General features: G+C 38.2%; 12 protein-coding genes. 6 read left to right on the top strand and 6 right to left on the bottom strand.

Translation table 11 applies throughout. The annotated features are described in order from the left end of the window. The first annotated feature begins 7 nt into the window (after window positions 1-7). The 3 genes from LEP1GSC203_RS17635 to murJ are packed head-to-tail and all read left to right on the top strand — an operon-like array spanning window position 8 to window position 3,507. Window positions 8-1,009 (top strand): LIC_12071 family protein, encoded by a 1,002-nt coding sequence (locus tag LEP1GSC203_RS17635; RefSeq protein WP_002975318.1) that lies wholly within the window; start codon window positions 8-10, stop codon window positions 1,007-1,009. Between the two features lie 3 nt (window positions 1,010-1,012). Next, window positions 1,013-1,876 carry an STAS domain-containing protein gene (locus LEP1GSC203_RS17640; protein ID WP_002975229.1) on the top strand — a complete coding sequence of 288 codons (864 nt, stop codon included), beginning with the start codon at window positions 1,013-1,015 and terminating at the stop codon, window positions 1,874-1,876. A gap of 11 nt (window positions 1,877-1,887) precedes the next feature. After that, window positions 1,888-3,507, top strand: a complete 1,620-nt coding sequence (murJ, locus tag LEP1GSC203_RS17645; protein WP_002975495.1) for a murein biosynthesis integral membrane protein MurJ — start codon at window positions 1,888-1,890, stop codon at window positions 3,505-3,507. A 165-nt stretch (window positions 3,508-3,672) separates the two neighbouring features. Here murJ and ileS read toward each other — a convergent pair whose 3' ends face one another. From ileS to LEP1GSC203_RS17660, 3 genes are read right to left on the bottom strand one after another with little or no spacing between them, the layout of a single operon-like run. After that, entirely contained in the window at window positions 3,673-6,423 is a 2,751-nt protein-coding gene (gene ileS, locus LEP1GSC203_RS17650) for an isoleucine--tRNA ligase (RefSeq protein WP_002975234.1), read from the bottom strand. Between the two features lie 60 nt (window positions 6,424-6,483). Next, entirely contained in the window at window positions 6,484-7,113 is a 630-nt protein-coding gene (locus LEP1GSC203_RS17655) for a leucine-rich repeat domain-containing protein (RefSeq protein WP_002975327.1), read from the bottom strand. Between the two features lie 13 nt (window positions 7,114-7,126). After that, complete coding sequence (locus LEP1GSC203_RS17660; RefSeq protein ID WP_002975365.1) at window positions 7,127-9,298, bottom strand: hypothetical protein; 2,172 nt, start codon at window positions 9,296-9,298, stop codon at window positions 7,127-7,129. Between the two features lie 408 nt (window positions 9,299-9,706). Between LEP1GSC203_RS17660 and LEP1GSC203_RS17665 the strand changes: the two genes are divergently transcribed. Further along, on the top strand, window positions 9,707-11,236 hold the full coding sequence (locus LEP1GSC203_RS17665) for a methyl-accepting chemotaxis protein (protein WP_002975213.1): 1,530 nt from the start codon (window positions 9,707-9,709) through the stop codon (window positions 11,234-11,236). Next, the gene (locus tag LEP1GSC203_RS17670; RefSeq protein WP_002975432.1) at window positions 11,223-11,783 is read left to right on the top strand and encodes an SCO family protein; all 561 of its coding nucleotides are present in this window, start codon (window positions 11,223-11,225) and stop codon (window positions 11,781-11,783) included. The genes LEP1GSC203_RS17665 and LEP1GSC203_RS17670 overlap by 14 nt, the downstream gene beginning before the upstream one ends. 2 nt (window positions 11,784-11,785) lie before the next feature. On the opposite strand, the gene speD is transcribed toward LEP1GSC203_RS17670, so the two are convergent. Further along, complete coding sequence (gene speD / locus LEP1GSC203_RS17675; protein ID WP_002975487.1) at window positions 11,786-12,547, bottom strand: adenosylmethionine decarboxylase; 762 nt, start codon at window positions 12,545-12,547, stop codon at window positions 11,786-11,788. Window positions 12,548-12,640: 93 nt separating this feature from the next. On the opposite strand from speD, the gene LEP1GSC203_RS17680 reads away from it, so the two are divergent. Continuing rightward, window positions 12,641-14,260, top strand: coding sequence for an alpha-glucosidase (locus LEP1GSC203_RS17680; protein WP_039938419.1), 1,620 nt, complete (start codon window positions 12,641-12,643; stop codon window positions 14,258-14,260). On the opposite strand, the gene LEP1GSC203_RS17685 is transcribed toward LEP1GSC203_RS17680, so the two are convergent. Next, entirely contained in the window at window positions 14,249-14,542 is a 294-nt protein-coding gene (locus LEP1GSC203_RS17685) for an STAS domain-containing protein (protein WP_002975400.1), read from the bottom strand. The two genes, LEP1GSC203_RS17680 and LEP1GSC203_RS17685, sit on opposite strands and share 12 nt — an antisense overlap. Window positions 14,543-14,663: 121 nt before the next feature. After that, window positions 14,664-15,422: a polyprenol monophosphomannose synthase gene (locus LEP1GSC203_RS17690; RefSeq protein ID WP_002975215.1), complete on the bottom strand. Its 759-nt coding sequence runs from the start codon at window positions 15,420-15,422 to the stop codon at window positions 14,664-14,666. Window positions 15,423-15,444 lie beyond the last annotated feature (22 nt).

Consider the following 15,444-nt stretch of genomic DNA (forward strand, 5'->3'; position numbering starts at 1 on the left):
GGGATCTATGAAATATTCACGCTTTTTTCTATCCTTTATTCTTTTCTTTTTCCTCTGTGAGACCTTGGCCCTGAGTGCTGTGGTTTGGACATTCTATGAATCTTTACAAAATGCGCTCACCCAAGAGCAGTTTGTTTCTGACCATCGGGCTCGGGATTTAACACTCGCACTTGCAAAAAGTGCGGAACAGAGACTACAGAACGAAGGTTATCTGGAGATGGAAAAGATGTTCCACCGTTATGTGGAACAATCTAAAAATGATCCCGAACAGTTTTACATCCAAAAAATAAGTTTGTACTCTGTAGACGCTACTCTACTTGTTTCTACTGACACCATTTATACACCAGAAGAGTTAAAAAATCGAAAACCAGAGGAGACACTCCTCCATTCTACTTTCTTTAAAAAAGGAATTCGAATGAAAAAGTGGCAGTGGTCAGAAGCCGAAAATGGTGAAAATCCAATCCTTAATTCCAAACGAGATCCTAAAGTTCGTTCTGGTTTTGAATGGGTGTTTTCTTATTTACCACTGGCAAAGTCCAATACAGTAAGACTAACATCTCCTCTTTACAAACCGGGAACACTGGATGTAACGGGCCTTGTCATTTTAGTGTATGAAAGGGGAAACTTAGGATTACTTTTTGAAAACCAATGGAAACTTGTGGAATGGATGGTTTTTAATTACATTCTTTTTGCTTTTGTTGTCAGTTTGATATTAACGGGTGCTTTTGTGGCCTATACCATGTTAGTTGCTAGAGATTCTAGTATCTCTCCAAAAGAATCTACGGGTTTACCACTCTTTGAGAAAAAAACGGTAGAAACTTTAGAAACAAAAGAGATTCCAATGGAATCTGTTCTTGATTTAACGGAAGAAACTAGTCAGGGAAGAGGCACATTTGCACAAACTAACACCACTAGTGAAGTAGAGATTTTGTCGGAGGGTCCTCTTGTATCGACAATTTCTCCCGATTCTCACCAAACTCCCGTTCGGGATGCAATCTTTTTAGGATAGAATATGGAACCAAAAGATAAAGTATTTTCAATCCAACTCAAAGGTGGTTTGGACGGAACTAGTGCCGAAGATTTCTATCGTTACTTTGATTCTCAAATAGAGAAAGGGTATAGAAAGTTTTTATTTCAATTTGGAGCTCTGGATTTTATCACTTCGAATGGAATCAGTATCCTTGTAAAAATCCATAAACAAATCACTAAGATGGGTGCAGTGTATGCTATTTATGGGGTGAAACAAGAAGTCGAAGATGTATTGAGTCTTGTCGGCCTTTTTGATCGTTTACCGATCTTTCGCAGCCACAGCCAAGCAGAATCTTTTTTATTACAAATGGATCCCAAAGGTCCAGTCGTGCCAGAGACTAAATCATTTCATTCGGAATCGAACACAAAACTTCCACAGGTGGAGACAAACGAAAACCGAATCCGTTTTTACTTTACCGGAAAAACCAAAGACAAGGATTCATCTCGTACAAAAGAACCCATCTCCCAACTGGAATCCTTAGATAAGGAAGAAAGGGAAGAGCCTTCCGTTAAGACGAACACTTCTCCCATGGAAACTGTTTTAGAAGAAAAACTCAACAGCCTTCGATTGGAAATCAAAGAAACTTTGAACCATGAATTAGAGAGGAGATTTTCTGTTTATAAAACAGCAAAAGAATCGGAAGAAAAACGAGTTACCATTCCGAGTTACATCCAGTCCAAAACCAAACAATTGGAAGCAGTGGAGCGGATCATTCAATGTGAAGTTTGTGGAACAAGGCTTAGGCTTCACAAGTTTGGCAAACACGAATGTCCGGGTTGTTCCACTCAGTTTGAAATGAGTCTGAATGGTTCAGTACGTTTTCTTGAAAAATTGAATCCAATCTAAAATCTGGTCTTATGACAAAACAAGCCAAAGGAAGTGAGTCAAGCACCAAACGTTCGCTTGCCCTTTCATTTTATACCTTTTTATCTCGGATTTTAGGCCTCATTCGTGACCACTTTATGGCTGTTAGTTTTGGAACAGGAATGGTTGCCTCTGCCTTTAGTGTAGCCTACCGCCTTCCGAATATGTTTCGTAACCTTCTTGCCGAGGGAACCTTGAGCCAGTCCTTTATGCCTATATTTTCAGAATATGAAAAGATGGGTGTAGAAGAAGCGCGTGTGATGTCGGGAACGGTGCTTAGTTTTTTATTTCTTTGTTTGTCAGTTTTTGTGGCTCTCTTTTGGTTTTTCGCTGCTGGATTTTTGCCTACTCTTGTGGGTGGGTCTCCGGAATACGGAACACTTGTCGTAGAACTTTCATTAGTTTTGTTTTTTCTGATTATGACAGCGAGTTTGTCTTCGATTTTTATGTCGATTTCGAACTCACACCATAATTACTTTGTACCTTCTCTTTCTCCTATCATCCTTAACTTCAGTTACTTGATTGTTTTCCTCTTTGTATTTCCTTTTTATCATGAGATCCGAGACAAAGTATTTGTTTTGACCTATGGAATTGTAATTGGAGGAGTGTTACAACTTTTCGTGCAAGCTTGGTATGTGTATCAAAATGGATATGGTCCTATCTTCCGATTGAACTTTCGTCATCCTGCCATTCGTAAAATCTTTAAACTGATGTTACCGGCAGCACTTGGCGGAAGTTTCTACCAGATTGGCCTCCTTGTGGATATCTTTCTTGCTAACTACATCCAAAACCAAAACCCAGGGCTTGGGGCTGTGGTAAGTTTGGACTATTCCCAGAGGCTTGTGCAACTTCCAACAGGTATCATAGGTGTGGCGCTGGCAACGACCATCCTTCCTTCTCTTTTGAAAGACCTTCGGGAAGGAAGAGAGGAAAATGTTCCTAAAGAAATATCGGATGTTTTGTCCTTTGCATTTTTTTTGACTCTTCCAGCAAGCATTGGTTTGGCGGTTCTTGGCGAAACAGTATTGGATTCTATTTACTTTGGCGGACGTTGGGACCATCTAGCAACAGTGACTGCTCTATATCCTTTGGTTTTTTATTCCCTCGCCATTCCGTTTTATAGCATCAATAAGGTTTTGGTCTCCTCGTATTATGCTTTTTCTGATACAAAAACCCCTTTACGAATCCAACTGATTTCTTTTTCTTTGAGTGTTTTGGTGAGCATTGGTCTTATGTATTTTTTAAAACATTCGGCAATCGCTTTGGCTTCGGCTCTCAGTGCCTCGGTTACTTCTTCGCTGCTACTATTTTATTTAAAATCGCACCAAGTGAAAATTCCCTTCCTTACCGTATGGTTACGTATTTTAAAAATGGTTCCGGCCTTATTTGGCTTATTTCTTTGGTTGGTTGTATCGGAGTTGGGTTTGAAACCGGTTCTTTTAGTATCCCTGATGGATAATTTAGGAATGGGGTATGCCAATGGGAGTAGGATTTGTCTTGTGGTATCCATCCTCCCTGCGATAGTCATATACTTTGCCTTAGCTAGTTTTACAAAACTTCCAGAGTCGGAAATTATTTTAGGAAGGTTCCTTAGAAAGTTTCGAAGGAAATGATCCTAGTTTTCATTTCATAAAATGAGCGTTTGGTGAGAAGTTTTTTCTCAGAAGAAAGAATCGCTCTATCCTATAAAAAAGGTCTATCCATGTTTCAAGTAGACTAACATAGACAGACCTTTTCCTACATTCGATGAGCGATTTAGAATCGCTGGAACTTATGTTTTATTTAGGTGAAAGTTTAGAAACTACCGTATCGCACCTTCCACAAAGTTTTCCTTCTGTTTCCGAAACATGACGCCAACAGCGTGGGCACTCGTGGTGGTGGGGTTTACGAATTTGGATGGAATCCTTTTCCCCTTTCCATTCTGAAAATACCTCACGAAGGCCACCAGCATCGAAACTTACTTCTGATACTACATAGAATAGGCTTAAGTCTTCTTTGCTAAATCCAGTTTCTTTTAAGGATTCACCTGTGACTAAAACTTCAGCTTCTAAAGATTTACCTAGTTTTCCAAGTTTTCTTGCTTCTTCCAAAGCTTTTTGTACTAATTCTTTCGTTTGGAAAACTGATACAAATTGCGATTCTAATTGGGAATCTACCCAAGAGGTTAAGTCAGAAAAGTCAGAATAAAAAACAGAATCCTTTGCACCAAACTCAGTCCATACTTCTTCAGTGGTAAAAGATAAGATGGGTGCTAAGATTTTTGTGAGAGTTTCCAAAATGACTGCTAGAGCATACTCAGAAGACTTTCTTGTTTTGGAATCTTTGGCATCACAGTACATTCTGTCTCGAATGATTTCGAAATAGTCTTGTGACAGATCCACAGTACAGAATACCAAAACTCTATGATACACTTGGTGGAAGTGGTAGTTTTCGTAGAGTTTTTTGACATCTTCATTCAGTTTGGCGAGTTTATGCAGATAGTACCTATCGATGGGTTCTAAATCTTCTTTTTTTAGATTCCATGTGAGTGTTTCTGCATTCGTATTTCCTAATAGGTAACGGAATGTGTTTCGAATTTTACGATAAGCCTCGGCAACCGTTTTGATGGAGTCCTTTCCGATTTTAACATCATCTCTAAAGTCTTGAGTGGAAACCCAAAGCCTTAGGATATCTGCCCCGAATTGGTTGATGATGTCCGTTGTAGGATTGATCACGTTTCCAAGGGATTTAGACATGGCGTGGCCTTTTTCATCTAAGACATAACCATGGGTAAGGACCGATTTATAAGGTGGCCTTTTTCGAATTGCCATCGAAGGCCAAAGAGAAGATTGGAACCATCCTCTGTGTTGGTCGGAACCTTCTAAGTATAAATCAGCAGGTTCGCGGTCAAGAGAATCACCAAACACAGCAAAGCTGGATACTCCAGAATCAAACCAAACATCTAAAATATCTTTGTCTTGTTTTAAGTCAAGAGACCCGCACTTTGAACATTTGGTTCCTTCGGGGAGTAGGTCTTTTGCTTCTCTTTCATACCAAACTTCGATTCCTTCTTTTTTTACAATTTGGATGAAATGTTTGATGGTTTTGTCATCCAGATGGGTGAACCCACAAGATTTACAAGTAAAAGAGGGAATTGGTACCCCCCAATTTCTTTGTCTCGACAAACACCAGTCAGGTCTTGATTCCACCATGGAACGAATCCGTGTGATCCCCCAATCGGGAATCCACTGAACTTTGTCAATGGCCTTTAGGGACTCTTCTCTAAGGCCTGCATGGTCAATGGAAAAAAACCATTGAGGTGTGGCTCGAAAGATCAGAGGTTTTTTACTCCTCCAACTATGAGGATAAGAGTGAGTGAATTCGGAGTAGTGGACTAGGGCATTTTTTTCTCTGAGAAGATCCACGATTTTCGGATTGGCATCCCAGATTTTGATACCTTTCATCATTTCAAATTCGTCCGTATAACGGCCGTAATCATCAACCGGAGAAAGAGGAGGTAGACCTGCCGCTGTTCCCACACGGTAGTCGTCTGTTCCGTGCCCTGGGGCTGTATGGACACAACCTGTTCCCGCATCTAAAGTGACATGGTTTCCAAAAAGAGGAATGGAATCTCTATCGATAAACGGATGTAAGAAGGTCATTTTTCCAAGATCTTCACTTGTTAAAGAATGAATCTTTGTGAGTGTGATCCCTGTTTTTTGTTCCACTGCTTCTTTTAATCCATCAGCAAGGATCAGTCTTCCATGACTGTCCGATTGGAAAAGAGAGTAGTCCAAATCTTGATTAAAACAAATCGCAAGGTTTGCGGGGAGTGTCCAAGGAGTGGTGGTCCAAATGAGGCAATACGTATCTTTTTCGCCTTTGACAGCAAACTTTACATAGATGGAAGGTGATACATGGTTTTGGTATTCGATCTCTGCTTCTGCATGAGCAGTTGCTAGATCAATACACCAATACACAGGTTTTTTTCCTTTGTAGATATATCCTTTTTCAAAGAGGGATCCAAATACTTCCACAATCCTTGCTTCAAATTCCGGAGCCATAGTGAGATACTTTCTATCTTCTTCCCAGAAACATAAAAAGCGACTTAAGTCTTCGCCTTGTTTGCCTACAAATTCAGTAGCATACTCGCGGCATTTTTTTCTAAGTTCACTAGGACTTGTGTTTCTTGCTTCTTTGCCAAGATTCTTTAACACCTGTACTTCGATGGGAAGACCATGACAATCCCATCCAGGAATCATGTCGGTTTGAAAGCCAGCGAGAGTTTTAGATTTAACAATGATATCTTTTAAAATTTTATTGAGAGAGTGACCCACATGGAAATTTCCATTTGCGTAAGGGGGCCCATCGTGCAATACAAACGAAGGTTTGGATTTACGAATTTCCTTCATGGTTTGGAAGACTTTTTTCTCTTTCCAAATCTTAATTTGACCGGGCTCACGATTTGCCAGGTCGGCTTTCATAGGAAAGGAGGTCTGTGGGAGGAGAACCGTTTTAGAATAAGGATTTTCCGTTTCTGGTTTGGCCATAGTAAGACCAATTTTTGAGGTCTAGGCCAAAGAGAAAACGGAAAAAATATCTTTAAGTTCTTAGAGTTTGACTCGCACCTTGGGAAGTTCGTCCCGAAGCCGAACCACATCCGATTTTTCGAGTAGGGTCTTTTGTAAAACGAGATGTTTTAGGGAATTTAATTTCGACAGGTTTTTCGGTAGGGTTTTGTATTCCCGCATGAGAGTTAGGTCAAGGATTTCTAAATGGGGAAGACTTGCTATCACCTCTACATCAGCCTCTGTTAGTTGGACTTTTGTTTCATCTAAAGCCAGCGTTTTTAATTTTTGTAAACGACCAATGACTTGCGGAATTTCATTCAGTTCGGTTCTACCGAGAAGTAAAATTTCTAAATTTTCTAAGTTACCGATCTCTTCCGGTAAGGTTTTGATTGGGTTTCCAAAGAGATTTAAAATCTTTAATTGTTTGAGGTTTCCGATTTCTTTTGGGAGTTCTTTGAGTGAATCGTATTGAAGGGTTAGTTCTTCCACCTTGGTTAAATTTCCTATGGATGCAGGAAGGACTCCCACTTCTTTGTTGGAAAGATTAAGAACCCGATCTTCTTTATGGTTTTCTAACCATTCGCCTGCATTGACAACTTCCTTATTGCAGTGGAAAAATAGGGAAGTGAGAAATAAAATCGTAACTGTTCTGTATACAAAAGACTTCATAGAACCAATTTTATCATTTTATATATTTATTATAGCCAAATTCTAATTCTCGAATGATAAACTGGATGTAATCCATTTGGTCACGATCCGATTTATAGATACTTGCTTCCTTTCTATAATATTCCGCTAGTTGGGTTCTAAATAGAATCGTGCGAAAATCGGCTTTTGAAAGAATAAGTTCTTTTGGTCTATTTTTTAATTGGAGGGCTTCTGGAATTTTCATGACCACAGAAATTTGTAAAATAGCATGTTCAATCTCTGCTACAATTTTGTTAGAATCTTTTTTTTGGTCTGAGTTGGGAAGTTGGGCTTTGATATCTTCTACACAATCTTCGATATGGTTTCGTAACCTTTTGAAGTCGTAAACTTTTTCTGCGATACTATTGAATTTTTTAGGATAAATAAATCCCTCTGCTACTTTGGCAATCCCTAGTGATCTGTTTTCCTTTGGAGTAGATTGTGTTTGTTTCTCTACGGTTGGTTTTTGTTTCCCATCAGAACGATAAAGATACCCAAGGGTAAGACCAACAAGGAAACTAAGGAAAAAACCACTGATAATGTATTCCAATGTTCCGAGCAATAGGGAAACTATTGTGGTAACGGATGCGAGTGTTAGGAAAGTAAAAACACCAATGGGAACATGGAATTTTTCCTGTAGTGCCGAAAAAGAAATTCTTGGTTCTCTTAACAGGTTTTGGTTTATAATTGTTTCTTCTTCTAATTCTTGTTCTGGAATTTCTTCTTTATCTATATTTTGATCCGATCTGTTTTTTAAAATCACACGGATTTGGTCCAGGATAGGAAGTTCATTTCTATAATTCGAGTCGGTCTTTGCCAGGTTGAATGTATTGGCTTCGACTTTAGAAAGTTTTTTTTGGTCCAGGGCAAAAAGAATATGAAAACTCTCTTCTTTCATTTCCAAACAACCGTAAATTTCTGAAAGAGAACTTACAATTTTAGAAATTGCCTTTTCGGTTTCTATTTCATTTTTCAGACCCAGTGCTTTTACTTCAGCGTTTAAATCAAGTTTGGTGAGAGTGAGTGTGTTTGCTGTATTGTCTTCGATTTTTGTTCCCAGTAGTTTGATTAAGGAGATGACTGCTTCCTCGGCATCTTCTTTTTTTTGTTCTTTTAGGTGTTTGTTTAGTTTCTCTAAAATGAGGAGGCTTTCTCTGACTGAGTTACCCACTCGTTTTCCCTCTTCATTTGTGATTCGGTCAAAAGGAAATTCTTGGAGGAGGGAAGAAAAGTTTGGTATAAAACTAACGCCTGTTTTGAGAAGTTCTTCTGTTCGTTTGGGAAGATAGGATTCTAGTTCGTTCAGTTTTTCTATAAATCCAGCGTATTTGTTATCCAAGGCAAAACGTTTGAGGTAAGGAAAGGAAAAAATCCTAAGCCCATCCATTTGCACTGCGAGATGGCGCGCATATTCAGGATGGTGGGAACCGTTTGGCAAAATGAGGTGGTAACCTGGAATGATCTCTACAAGTTTTGCTGTTTCTTTTCCTCTTGTGATTACATCCAAAACAAAATCCTTCATAGGAATGTAACCGTAAGAGTCCATAGTTTTGCGAATCATCGATTCCAATTCACTTTCATAACTAAGTTTAGTTGGGAAAAAATAAGTATTTCCTTTTTGATCGGAACGAACAAGACCTGCACCTGGATTTTCATCTTCTAGTAATAATTCCCGGCTCGCTCTGTTTTTCAATAATTGGTCAATTAAATCGACACTGTATTTGAAACAAGCTCTACGAAAAGGAACTATATCCGTCTTTTCTCTGTTTTGTGGGGCGATCATACTAATTCGCATCATTAGCTTTTGATCAACCTGCAATAAGAAAGGATAAAAATAAACAACAGGCTCTTTATTGTGTTCGGTAAGGCCCGCAAGTTCTTTAAAGGCCTCCGCAATCGCAGCCCCCGATTTATGAACTTCGGTGAGTTGGACTTGTTTCGAGAGCAATTCAGGAATGGAATCCACTGTCAAAAGCAGGGAAGGGGTGATTTCAGCACTGCCATGCATTTCCAGTCTTCTATGGCGCACACGAAGTTCTTCTAAAATTGCTTGGGAGGTCATCGAATAACTAGCAATATTCTTAGGCAATGGAATGAAAAATGATGGATCCATAGTTTCACCAGTAAGTGGTGTTTCTGAATCCGTGGGTTCCGAGAATTGTTCCAAAATATACCTTCTCTAACAAGTATCAAAATCTATTTTCGGTAAATCAAGAGAGAAAGTTTGAATTCTGGGAAAGCCTTATCGCTTTATTATCTTATTTCAGTGATCATTTATGACTAAAATGGGAAAAACAAATTTGATACATGAATGGAAAGACAGTGAATCTCCTCTTAGATTTCTCCAATGGATTTGTCAATGTTCGTATTTTTTGGGTAGTTCCCCTGAAAGTAAGTATTGAAAATGAATGATGGAACATTGTAATCAAATTGTTTAGGTGATTATATTACCACATTCGGATTAATAGAATCCTATCATCAAATGTGAGCTAAAAAATACTAAAAAAGATAATAGAAACATTTTATGATTGGACTCCAGTCAATAATTTTCGTCTATAATGATATGGATATTAGATTGGCAGCGGTTCTATTGGAACGCCAAAAAAAAGTAGATACATTTTTTCTTTGGGCAATTTTGGCTCACACTCCCCTTGTTTTTTTTCTCTCATTAGGATACGGTGCTACTACTGTCGTCACTTTATCGGCAGTTGTACTTTCCTTTGTTTCATTTGTGTTCTACCGTTTGGGACGAGGAACTTTTTTTCTAAGAGCCTGGAATGGGGCTGCACTTATGATGTTCAGTGCTCTCATGATCCAGGCCCAGTTTGGTCGGATCGAAATGCACTTTCATGTATTCAGTGCTCTTGCTATTTTATTTGTCTATGACGATTGGAGAGTTTTACTCTTAGCAGCGCTGACCATTGCCATACACCACTTAGTTGGAAATTACATTCAAGAATTTGGTACTGTCATTTTCGGAACTAAAGTGATGGTTTATAGTTATGGAACGGGACTTGAGATTGTATTCACACATGCTTTGTTCGTTGTATTTGAAACAGGATTTTTGATTTATTTTTCCTATCGTTCTGTGATGGAACTAAGAAAACAAATTGAAGCACAAACTCATTTAGAAACTGTGATTGCGGGGGTGACTGCTGCATTGGAAGAAGTATCTTCTGGAACGAAAAATTTTGTTGGAAACTCCGCTCTAATCTCTCAAAAAGTTTTAGAGTTCGAAAGTTCTTTCCAAACTCAATCATCTTCCATCGAAGCAATTTCTGCAGCAACAGAAGAAACTGCAGCATCGAGCCAATTGATTTTGGAAGGGTCCAATCGGCAAATCAAAGAAGTAAAAACCGTAGAAGAATTGAATCGAAATTTGTTCAGTTTAAACGAAGGATTTGTTACTTCCTTGGAAGTGATGCGTTCAAAAATCCAAGAATCCGCTGATACGGTTAAAAAAACAGAGGCAGAATTTACAGGGTTGTACCAGTCCATGGAAGTGGCTGTGGATGATTCGGAAAAGATGGAAGAAATTCTAGAACTAATTTCTGATATTGCAGAAAAGGTCAACTTACTTTCGTTAAACGCATCGATTGAAGCTGCACGTGCTGGAGATGCTGGCCGGGGATTTGCCGTAGTTGCTTCTGAGATCTCTAAACTAGCTGACTCTACAGCAGAAGCAACGAAAAACATTTCTTCTATATCAGGAAAAATTAAATCGGCTATCCAAGTAAGTTTCAAACAGTCCAACCAAATCAACCAAACAGTCCAAAGTTTTGTTAAGTCCATTCTTTCCTCAGAAGAAGGAATGAGAGAACTAACAGTAAAAATTACAGGAACACTTTCCGCTTTCGAAAAACAAGAACAGGCACTCCAAACTTTAGATCAAATTGCACAAGAGATGCAGCTTTCTAGTAAGGAACAGTCGACAAGTATGGAAGAAATTTCCGCTTCCATTATGGATTTGAATGTAAAAACCCAAACGAATTTGGGAACCAGTTCGAATATGATTGCACTCATCGAAAAAGGAAATATTATTTTCAATGACTTGAAGGGATCTGTCGAAACCTTAGCTGCCGTCATTGAAGATGAAGAATCATAAAATTAAAAACCTTGTACTATTTTTCCTTGGTTTTTTATTCCTATTTGTTCTTAGTTTAGGAATTGGTTACTTTGGGGAGAAGTCTCGATTTGTAGAGTGTCCTTTTTGTAAAGAAAGGTTTTCAAATGAACCAAAAGATACATGGATTTGGATTTATCCTGGGCTTGTGGGTTGTGGGAAAAAATGTCCATTGGCACTGGCTGCCCTTCGTCAGTTCCAAGATCGTTTTCCTGAAATTCAATCTTCCTTTTATTTTTTAGTTACCGATCCAAATGAAACAGAAGAAGCGATCCAGTCTTACTTGGCTTATTACCAAAAAAGTTTAAAGATTAGGGCTCTTCGTCCTAAAACAGAAGAAGAAGTTAGTTTCTATCGGAAGTTAGGTGCTTATTTGCCTGTCCATCCATCTCTTAAAAAACGAGATGAACATGGAACTCAATTTTTTTTGGTTCCCCCCAATCGCGATTTTATGTATTTAATACCGAAATTGGGAGAAGAAGAGTGGAGCGAAATCAGAAAGGAAATAGAATCCAAATCCATTCAATGATATTAATGGATCATGTGGTAAACTTCTTTCATTTCCTCACGTAAAAGTTTCATTTTGTTCGGAACATCCGGGTGTGAAATATCTTCTGGGTTTAGAAGATAGTTTTCTGGTCCAAGTTCTTTAATCATCATTTTAGTTTGCCAAGTATTGTCCTGTGGCATGTTGATATCTGATAAAAATGTATAGTTTCTTTTTAGTTCCGGTTTTACAAAATCCAAAATGGAGTTGAAATGGTGGTCGTTGTAAATTTTTCTTCCATCCGCCAAACGAGTGTACCCACGAACTACATAATCAATATAAACAACATCACATTCAAAAGCTTCAAATAAAAAGTTGATGGAGTCAAGAGGGATGATCTCTCCGCAGGTTGAAATGTCTATGTCCACTCGAAAGGAACAAATTCCATCGGGATCCGCAGCATCAGGATAAGTGTGGACTGTGATATGAGATTTGTCTAGGTGCATACTCACCTGAGCCGATGGAATGGGATTACCACCACCTTTGACATCACTCATAAGAACCATAGCAGAAGCACCTACAGGATCGTAGTCTTGTGCGGAGACAGAAAGTATATTGGCATCAATTCGTTTGACAATCTCTTTAGAAATTTCTGTTATTTTGCTAGCGTTGTATTTGTCGTGGATATAACTTACGTATCTACCTTTTTGTTCGTCATCCAAAGTGATGCAAAAATCGTAGAGGTTAAAACTCAAAACTTTTGTCAGATTGTTGAAACCGGAAAGTTTGATTTTTTCTTTATCCATTGCTACCTGCTTGTATAAAGAACAGAAATTCGGTATTTAGGTAAGAGGCAACTGAAATAACGATAAAGTTTTAGAAAAGTCATGGAAAACAAAATGGAATGGTGGAAACAAACTTCAATTTACCAAATTTACCCTTGGTCCTTTCAGGATTCCAATGGGGACGGAATTGGCGATTTACAAGGGATTCTTGGACGTTTGGACCAAATCCAAGCTTTGGGTGTGGAAACCATTTGGTTTTCTCCTTTTTATCAAAGTCCTGGAGAAGATTTCGGCTACGATATATCCGACTACACTGCCATTGATCCCCGGTTTGGGACAATGGAAGACTGTGACAAACTCATCAAAGAAATCCACAAACGAAAGATGAGGATTGTTCTAGACATGGTGATGAACCATACTTCAGACAAACATCCGTGGTTTTTGGAATCCAAATCTTCTAAAGAAAATCCCAAAAGAGATTTTTACATTTGGAGAAAAGGAACTAAAAAACCACCTAACAATTGGATTTCGATGGTGGGAACTTCTGGATGGAATTATGACAAAACAACCGATGAGTTTTACTATAGTAATTTTTTATCTTTTCAACCCGATCTAAACTATCGTAACCCCAAAGTCAAAAAAGTCATGTTCGGTATTTTGGATTTTTGGTTGGATAAGGGAGTGGATGGGTTTCGACTCGATATCTTTAACTCAATTTATAAAGATGAAAATTTTCGAGATAACCCTTCGAGTTTACGTTATTTTCCTACGCCAGATAACCATGATGAGGCGTTTTTTCAGAAGAAACAATTTAATTTAAATTTACCAGAGTCTTTTGCATTTGCAAAGGAAGTTCGTAAACATATTTCCAAATACAAACAAAAGCCTTTTTTGATTGGAGAAGTGAGTGGGTCGGACAAAGTATTAAAATCCTTTTTAGGGGAAAAAGCGGATGGACTAAGCCTTGTATTCCAATTCGAACTGATTCACTTTGATTACCATGCAAAGTTTTTTAAAGATCTTTTGGAAAAAAATGAAAAAGATTTTCCAGCTCCTTTCGTACCTACCTATGTATTGGGAAACCATGACCAAAGGCGTTACATCGATCGGTTAGGTGGTGATATTCGTAAAGCCAAAGTTCTTTCGGCATTCCAATTTTTAGCAAGGGGAATTCCAATCGTATATTATGGGGAAGAGATAGCAAGGAAAGAAGGGCGGATCTCTAATTTCCTGGGAAAAGATCCCATTGCCAAAATGAATCGTTTGGTTCCTCTATTTTTATCCAATTTACTTGGAATTTATATCAATAGAGACAATTGTCGTCTGCCTATGTTATGGGATGAGAGTAAAAATGCTGGATTTTCGAAGGAAAGTCCTTGGTTGCCTTTAGGGAAATTCCAAATAGAAGATACTGTTCTCAATCAAAAAACAAATAAAGATTCTCTTTGGAACCATTACCGTTCCTTATTTCAATTAAGAAAAGGATCCGTAGTTTTGAAAGAGGGAAGTGTTAAAACAAAATTTTCGAACAACCCAGACGTTTTGAGTTTTGAAAGGATCCTTGGGAATAAAGTTGTAATTGTGTATTTAAACTTCGGGGAGAAAGAAACCAAAGAAACAATTCCTAAAGGATCTAAGTCATTGTATCAGTTTGGTGGTGCAAAAGAGCGGGAAGGAATTCTCCAATTGGGAGCCCATTCGGGAGCTGTTTTTGAAACAATATTAAAGAAGTAAATACCCATTTAGATTTAGAATTTTTAAAATCTTTTGGATCTGTGGGTTTACGTTGATGAGTAACAATGTAACTCCCTGTTTTTGGTAGGCCATTTTTTTGTATAATAAAAGTCCAAGAACAGCGGAGGATACTTCTTCCACATTGGAAAAATCTAAGGAGAGAGAGGAGACTCCTTTCTGGAAAATACTTGTCATGTCTTCCTCCAGGCTTGCAGCAGAATATACATCCAATCGATTCGACTCAATTCGATAACAATTTTCCTCTATTGATTTTGTGACCATATTGTCCCTCACAAAACAAAGAACGGTAAAAGGAAAAAATACCTTAGGGTTTGTGAGACAAAAAAGAATCGAAAAAAAATTAGATTTTCCTTCGATTTTTACTCTAACCCTAAAGTTTCATTTATGGATGGATATGGGAATTTCTTCTTTTGGACCGAAACTGGAAAGTGTGAGAAGACCTCCATTGGTTCCATTTAATCGAAATTAGGTCCCATATAAAATAAAAGATCACTCCAGAGTCAAGTTTCGATTGTCCCCAAGTTCTAAGGCCAAAAGTATAACCAACTTCTGCTATTTTTTCTGTGCGAACCGAACCTAAAATTTCAAAAAGGATTTTATATCCTCTTGGGTGGAGTTTACCTTTTGTTTCTAGATAGACTGACTTACGAATTCCGAAAAATCCACTCATCGGATCAGATATAGGTACGGGGAACAACCACTCAGAAATTTTAGTAGCAAACTGACTTGCTAATTTTCGAAAGATGGGAAAGTTTCCGTAACCTCCATCTGAACTTCTTCGCGTAGCTACAACGATATCGTTATCTTTTAGTAGGCGAATGACTTCAGGGATTTTTGTATAGTCATGTTGGAAATCAGCATCCACTACAACCAAATTGTCTCCTTCTGCCTTTCCATACCCGTATGTGACAGCAGAGCTTAAACCTCTTTCTGTCGTACGCACAAAGGGTTTGATTCTTTTGTCATACTCTGCTAGTACTTTCGCAACTTCAAAAGTGCCATCAGGAGAATTGTCATCTACAATGACGATTTCAAAATCTAATGATTCTTTTTCTAAAATTTTAGAAATTGTTTCGGCACAGTTTTTGATATTGCCGGCTTCGTTGTATGTTGGGAGTATAATACTTGTTTTATTTTGCATGACTGGTCATTTAACTTTTTTT

This window comes from Leptospira terpstrae serovar Hualin str. LT 11-33 = ATCC 700639, assembly GCF_000332495.1.
Lineage (GTDB): Bacteria > Spirochaetota > Leptospiria > Leptospirales > Leptospiraceae > Leptospira_A > Leptospira_A terpstrae.

Bases quoted from the DNA above. Each gene is read 5' to 3' on its own strand.
- LEP1GSC203_RS17635 (WP_002975318.1), top strand. From the start codon at position 8: ATGAAATATTCACGCTTTTTTCTATCCTTTATTCTTTTCTTTTTCCTC.
- LEP1GSC203_RS17640 (WP_002975229.1), top strand. From the start codon at position 1,013: ATGGAACCAAAAGATAAAGTATTTTCAATCCAACTCAAAGGTGGTTTG.
- murJ (WP_002975495.1), top strand. From the start codon at position 1,888: ATGACAAAACAAGCCAAAGGAAGTGAGTCAAGCACCAAACGTTCGCTT.
- ileS (WP_002975234.1), bottom strand. From the start codon at position 6,423: ATGGCCAAACCAGAAACGGAAAATCCTTATTCTAAAACGGTTCTCCTC.
- LEP1GSC203_RS17655 (WP_002975327.1), bottom strand. From the start codon at position 7,113: ATGAAGTCTTTTGTATACAGAACAGTTACGATTTTATTTCTCACTTCC.
- LEP1GSC203_RS17670 (WP_002975432.1), top strand. From the start codon at position 11,223: ATGAAGAATCATAAAATTAAAAACCTTGTACTATTTTTCCTTGGTTTT.
- speD (WP_002975487.1), bottom strand. From the start codon at position 12,547: ATGGATAAAGAAAAAATCAAACTTTCCGGTTTCAACAATCTGACAAAA.
- LEP1GSC203_RS17680 (WP_039938419.1), top strand. From the start codon at position 12,641: ATGGAATGGTGGAAACAAACTTCAATTTACCAAATTTACCCTTGGTCC.
- LEP1GSC203_RS17685 (WP_002975400.1), bottom strand. From the start codon at position 14,542: ATGGTCACAAAATCAATAGAGGAAAATTGTTATCGAATTGAGTCGAAT.
- LEP1GSC203_RS17690 (WP_002975215.1), bottom strand. From the start codon at position 15,422: ATGCAAAATAAAACAAGTATTATACTCCCAACATACAACGAAGCCGGC.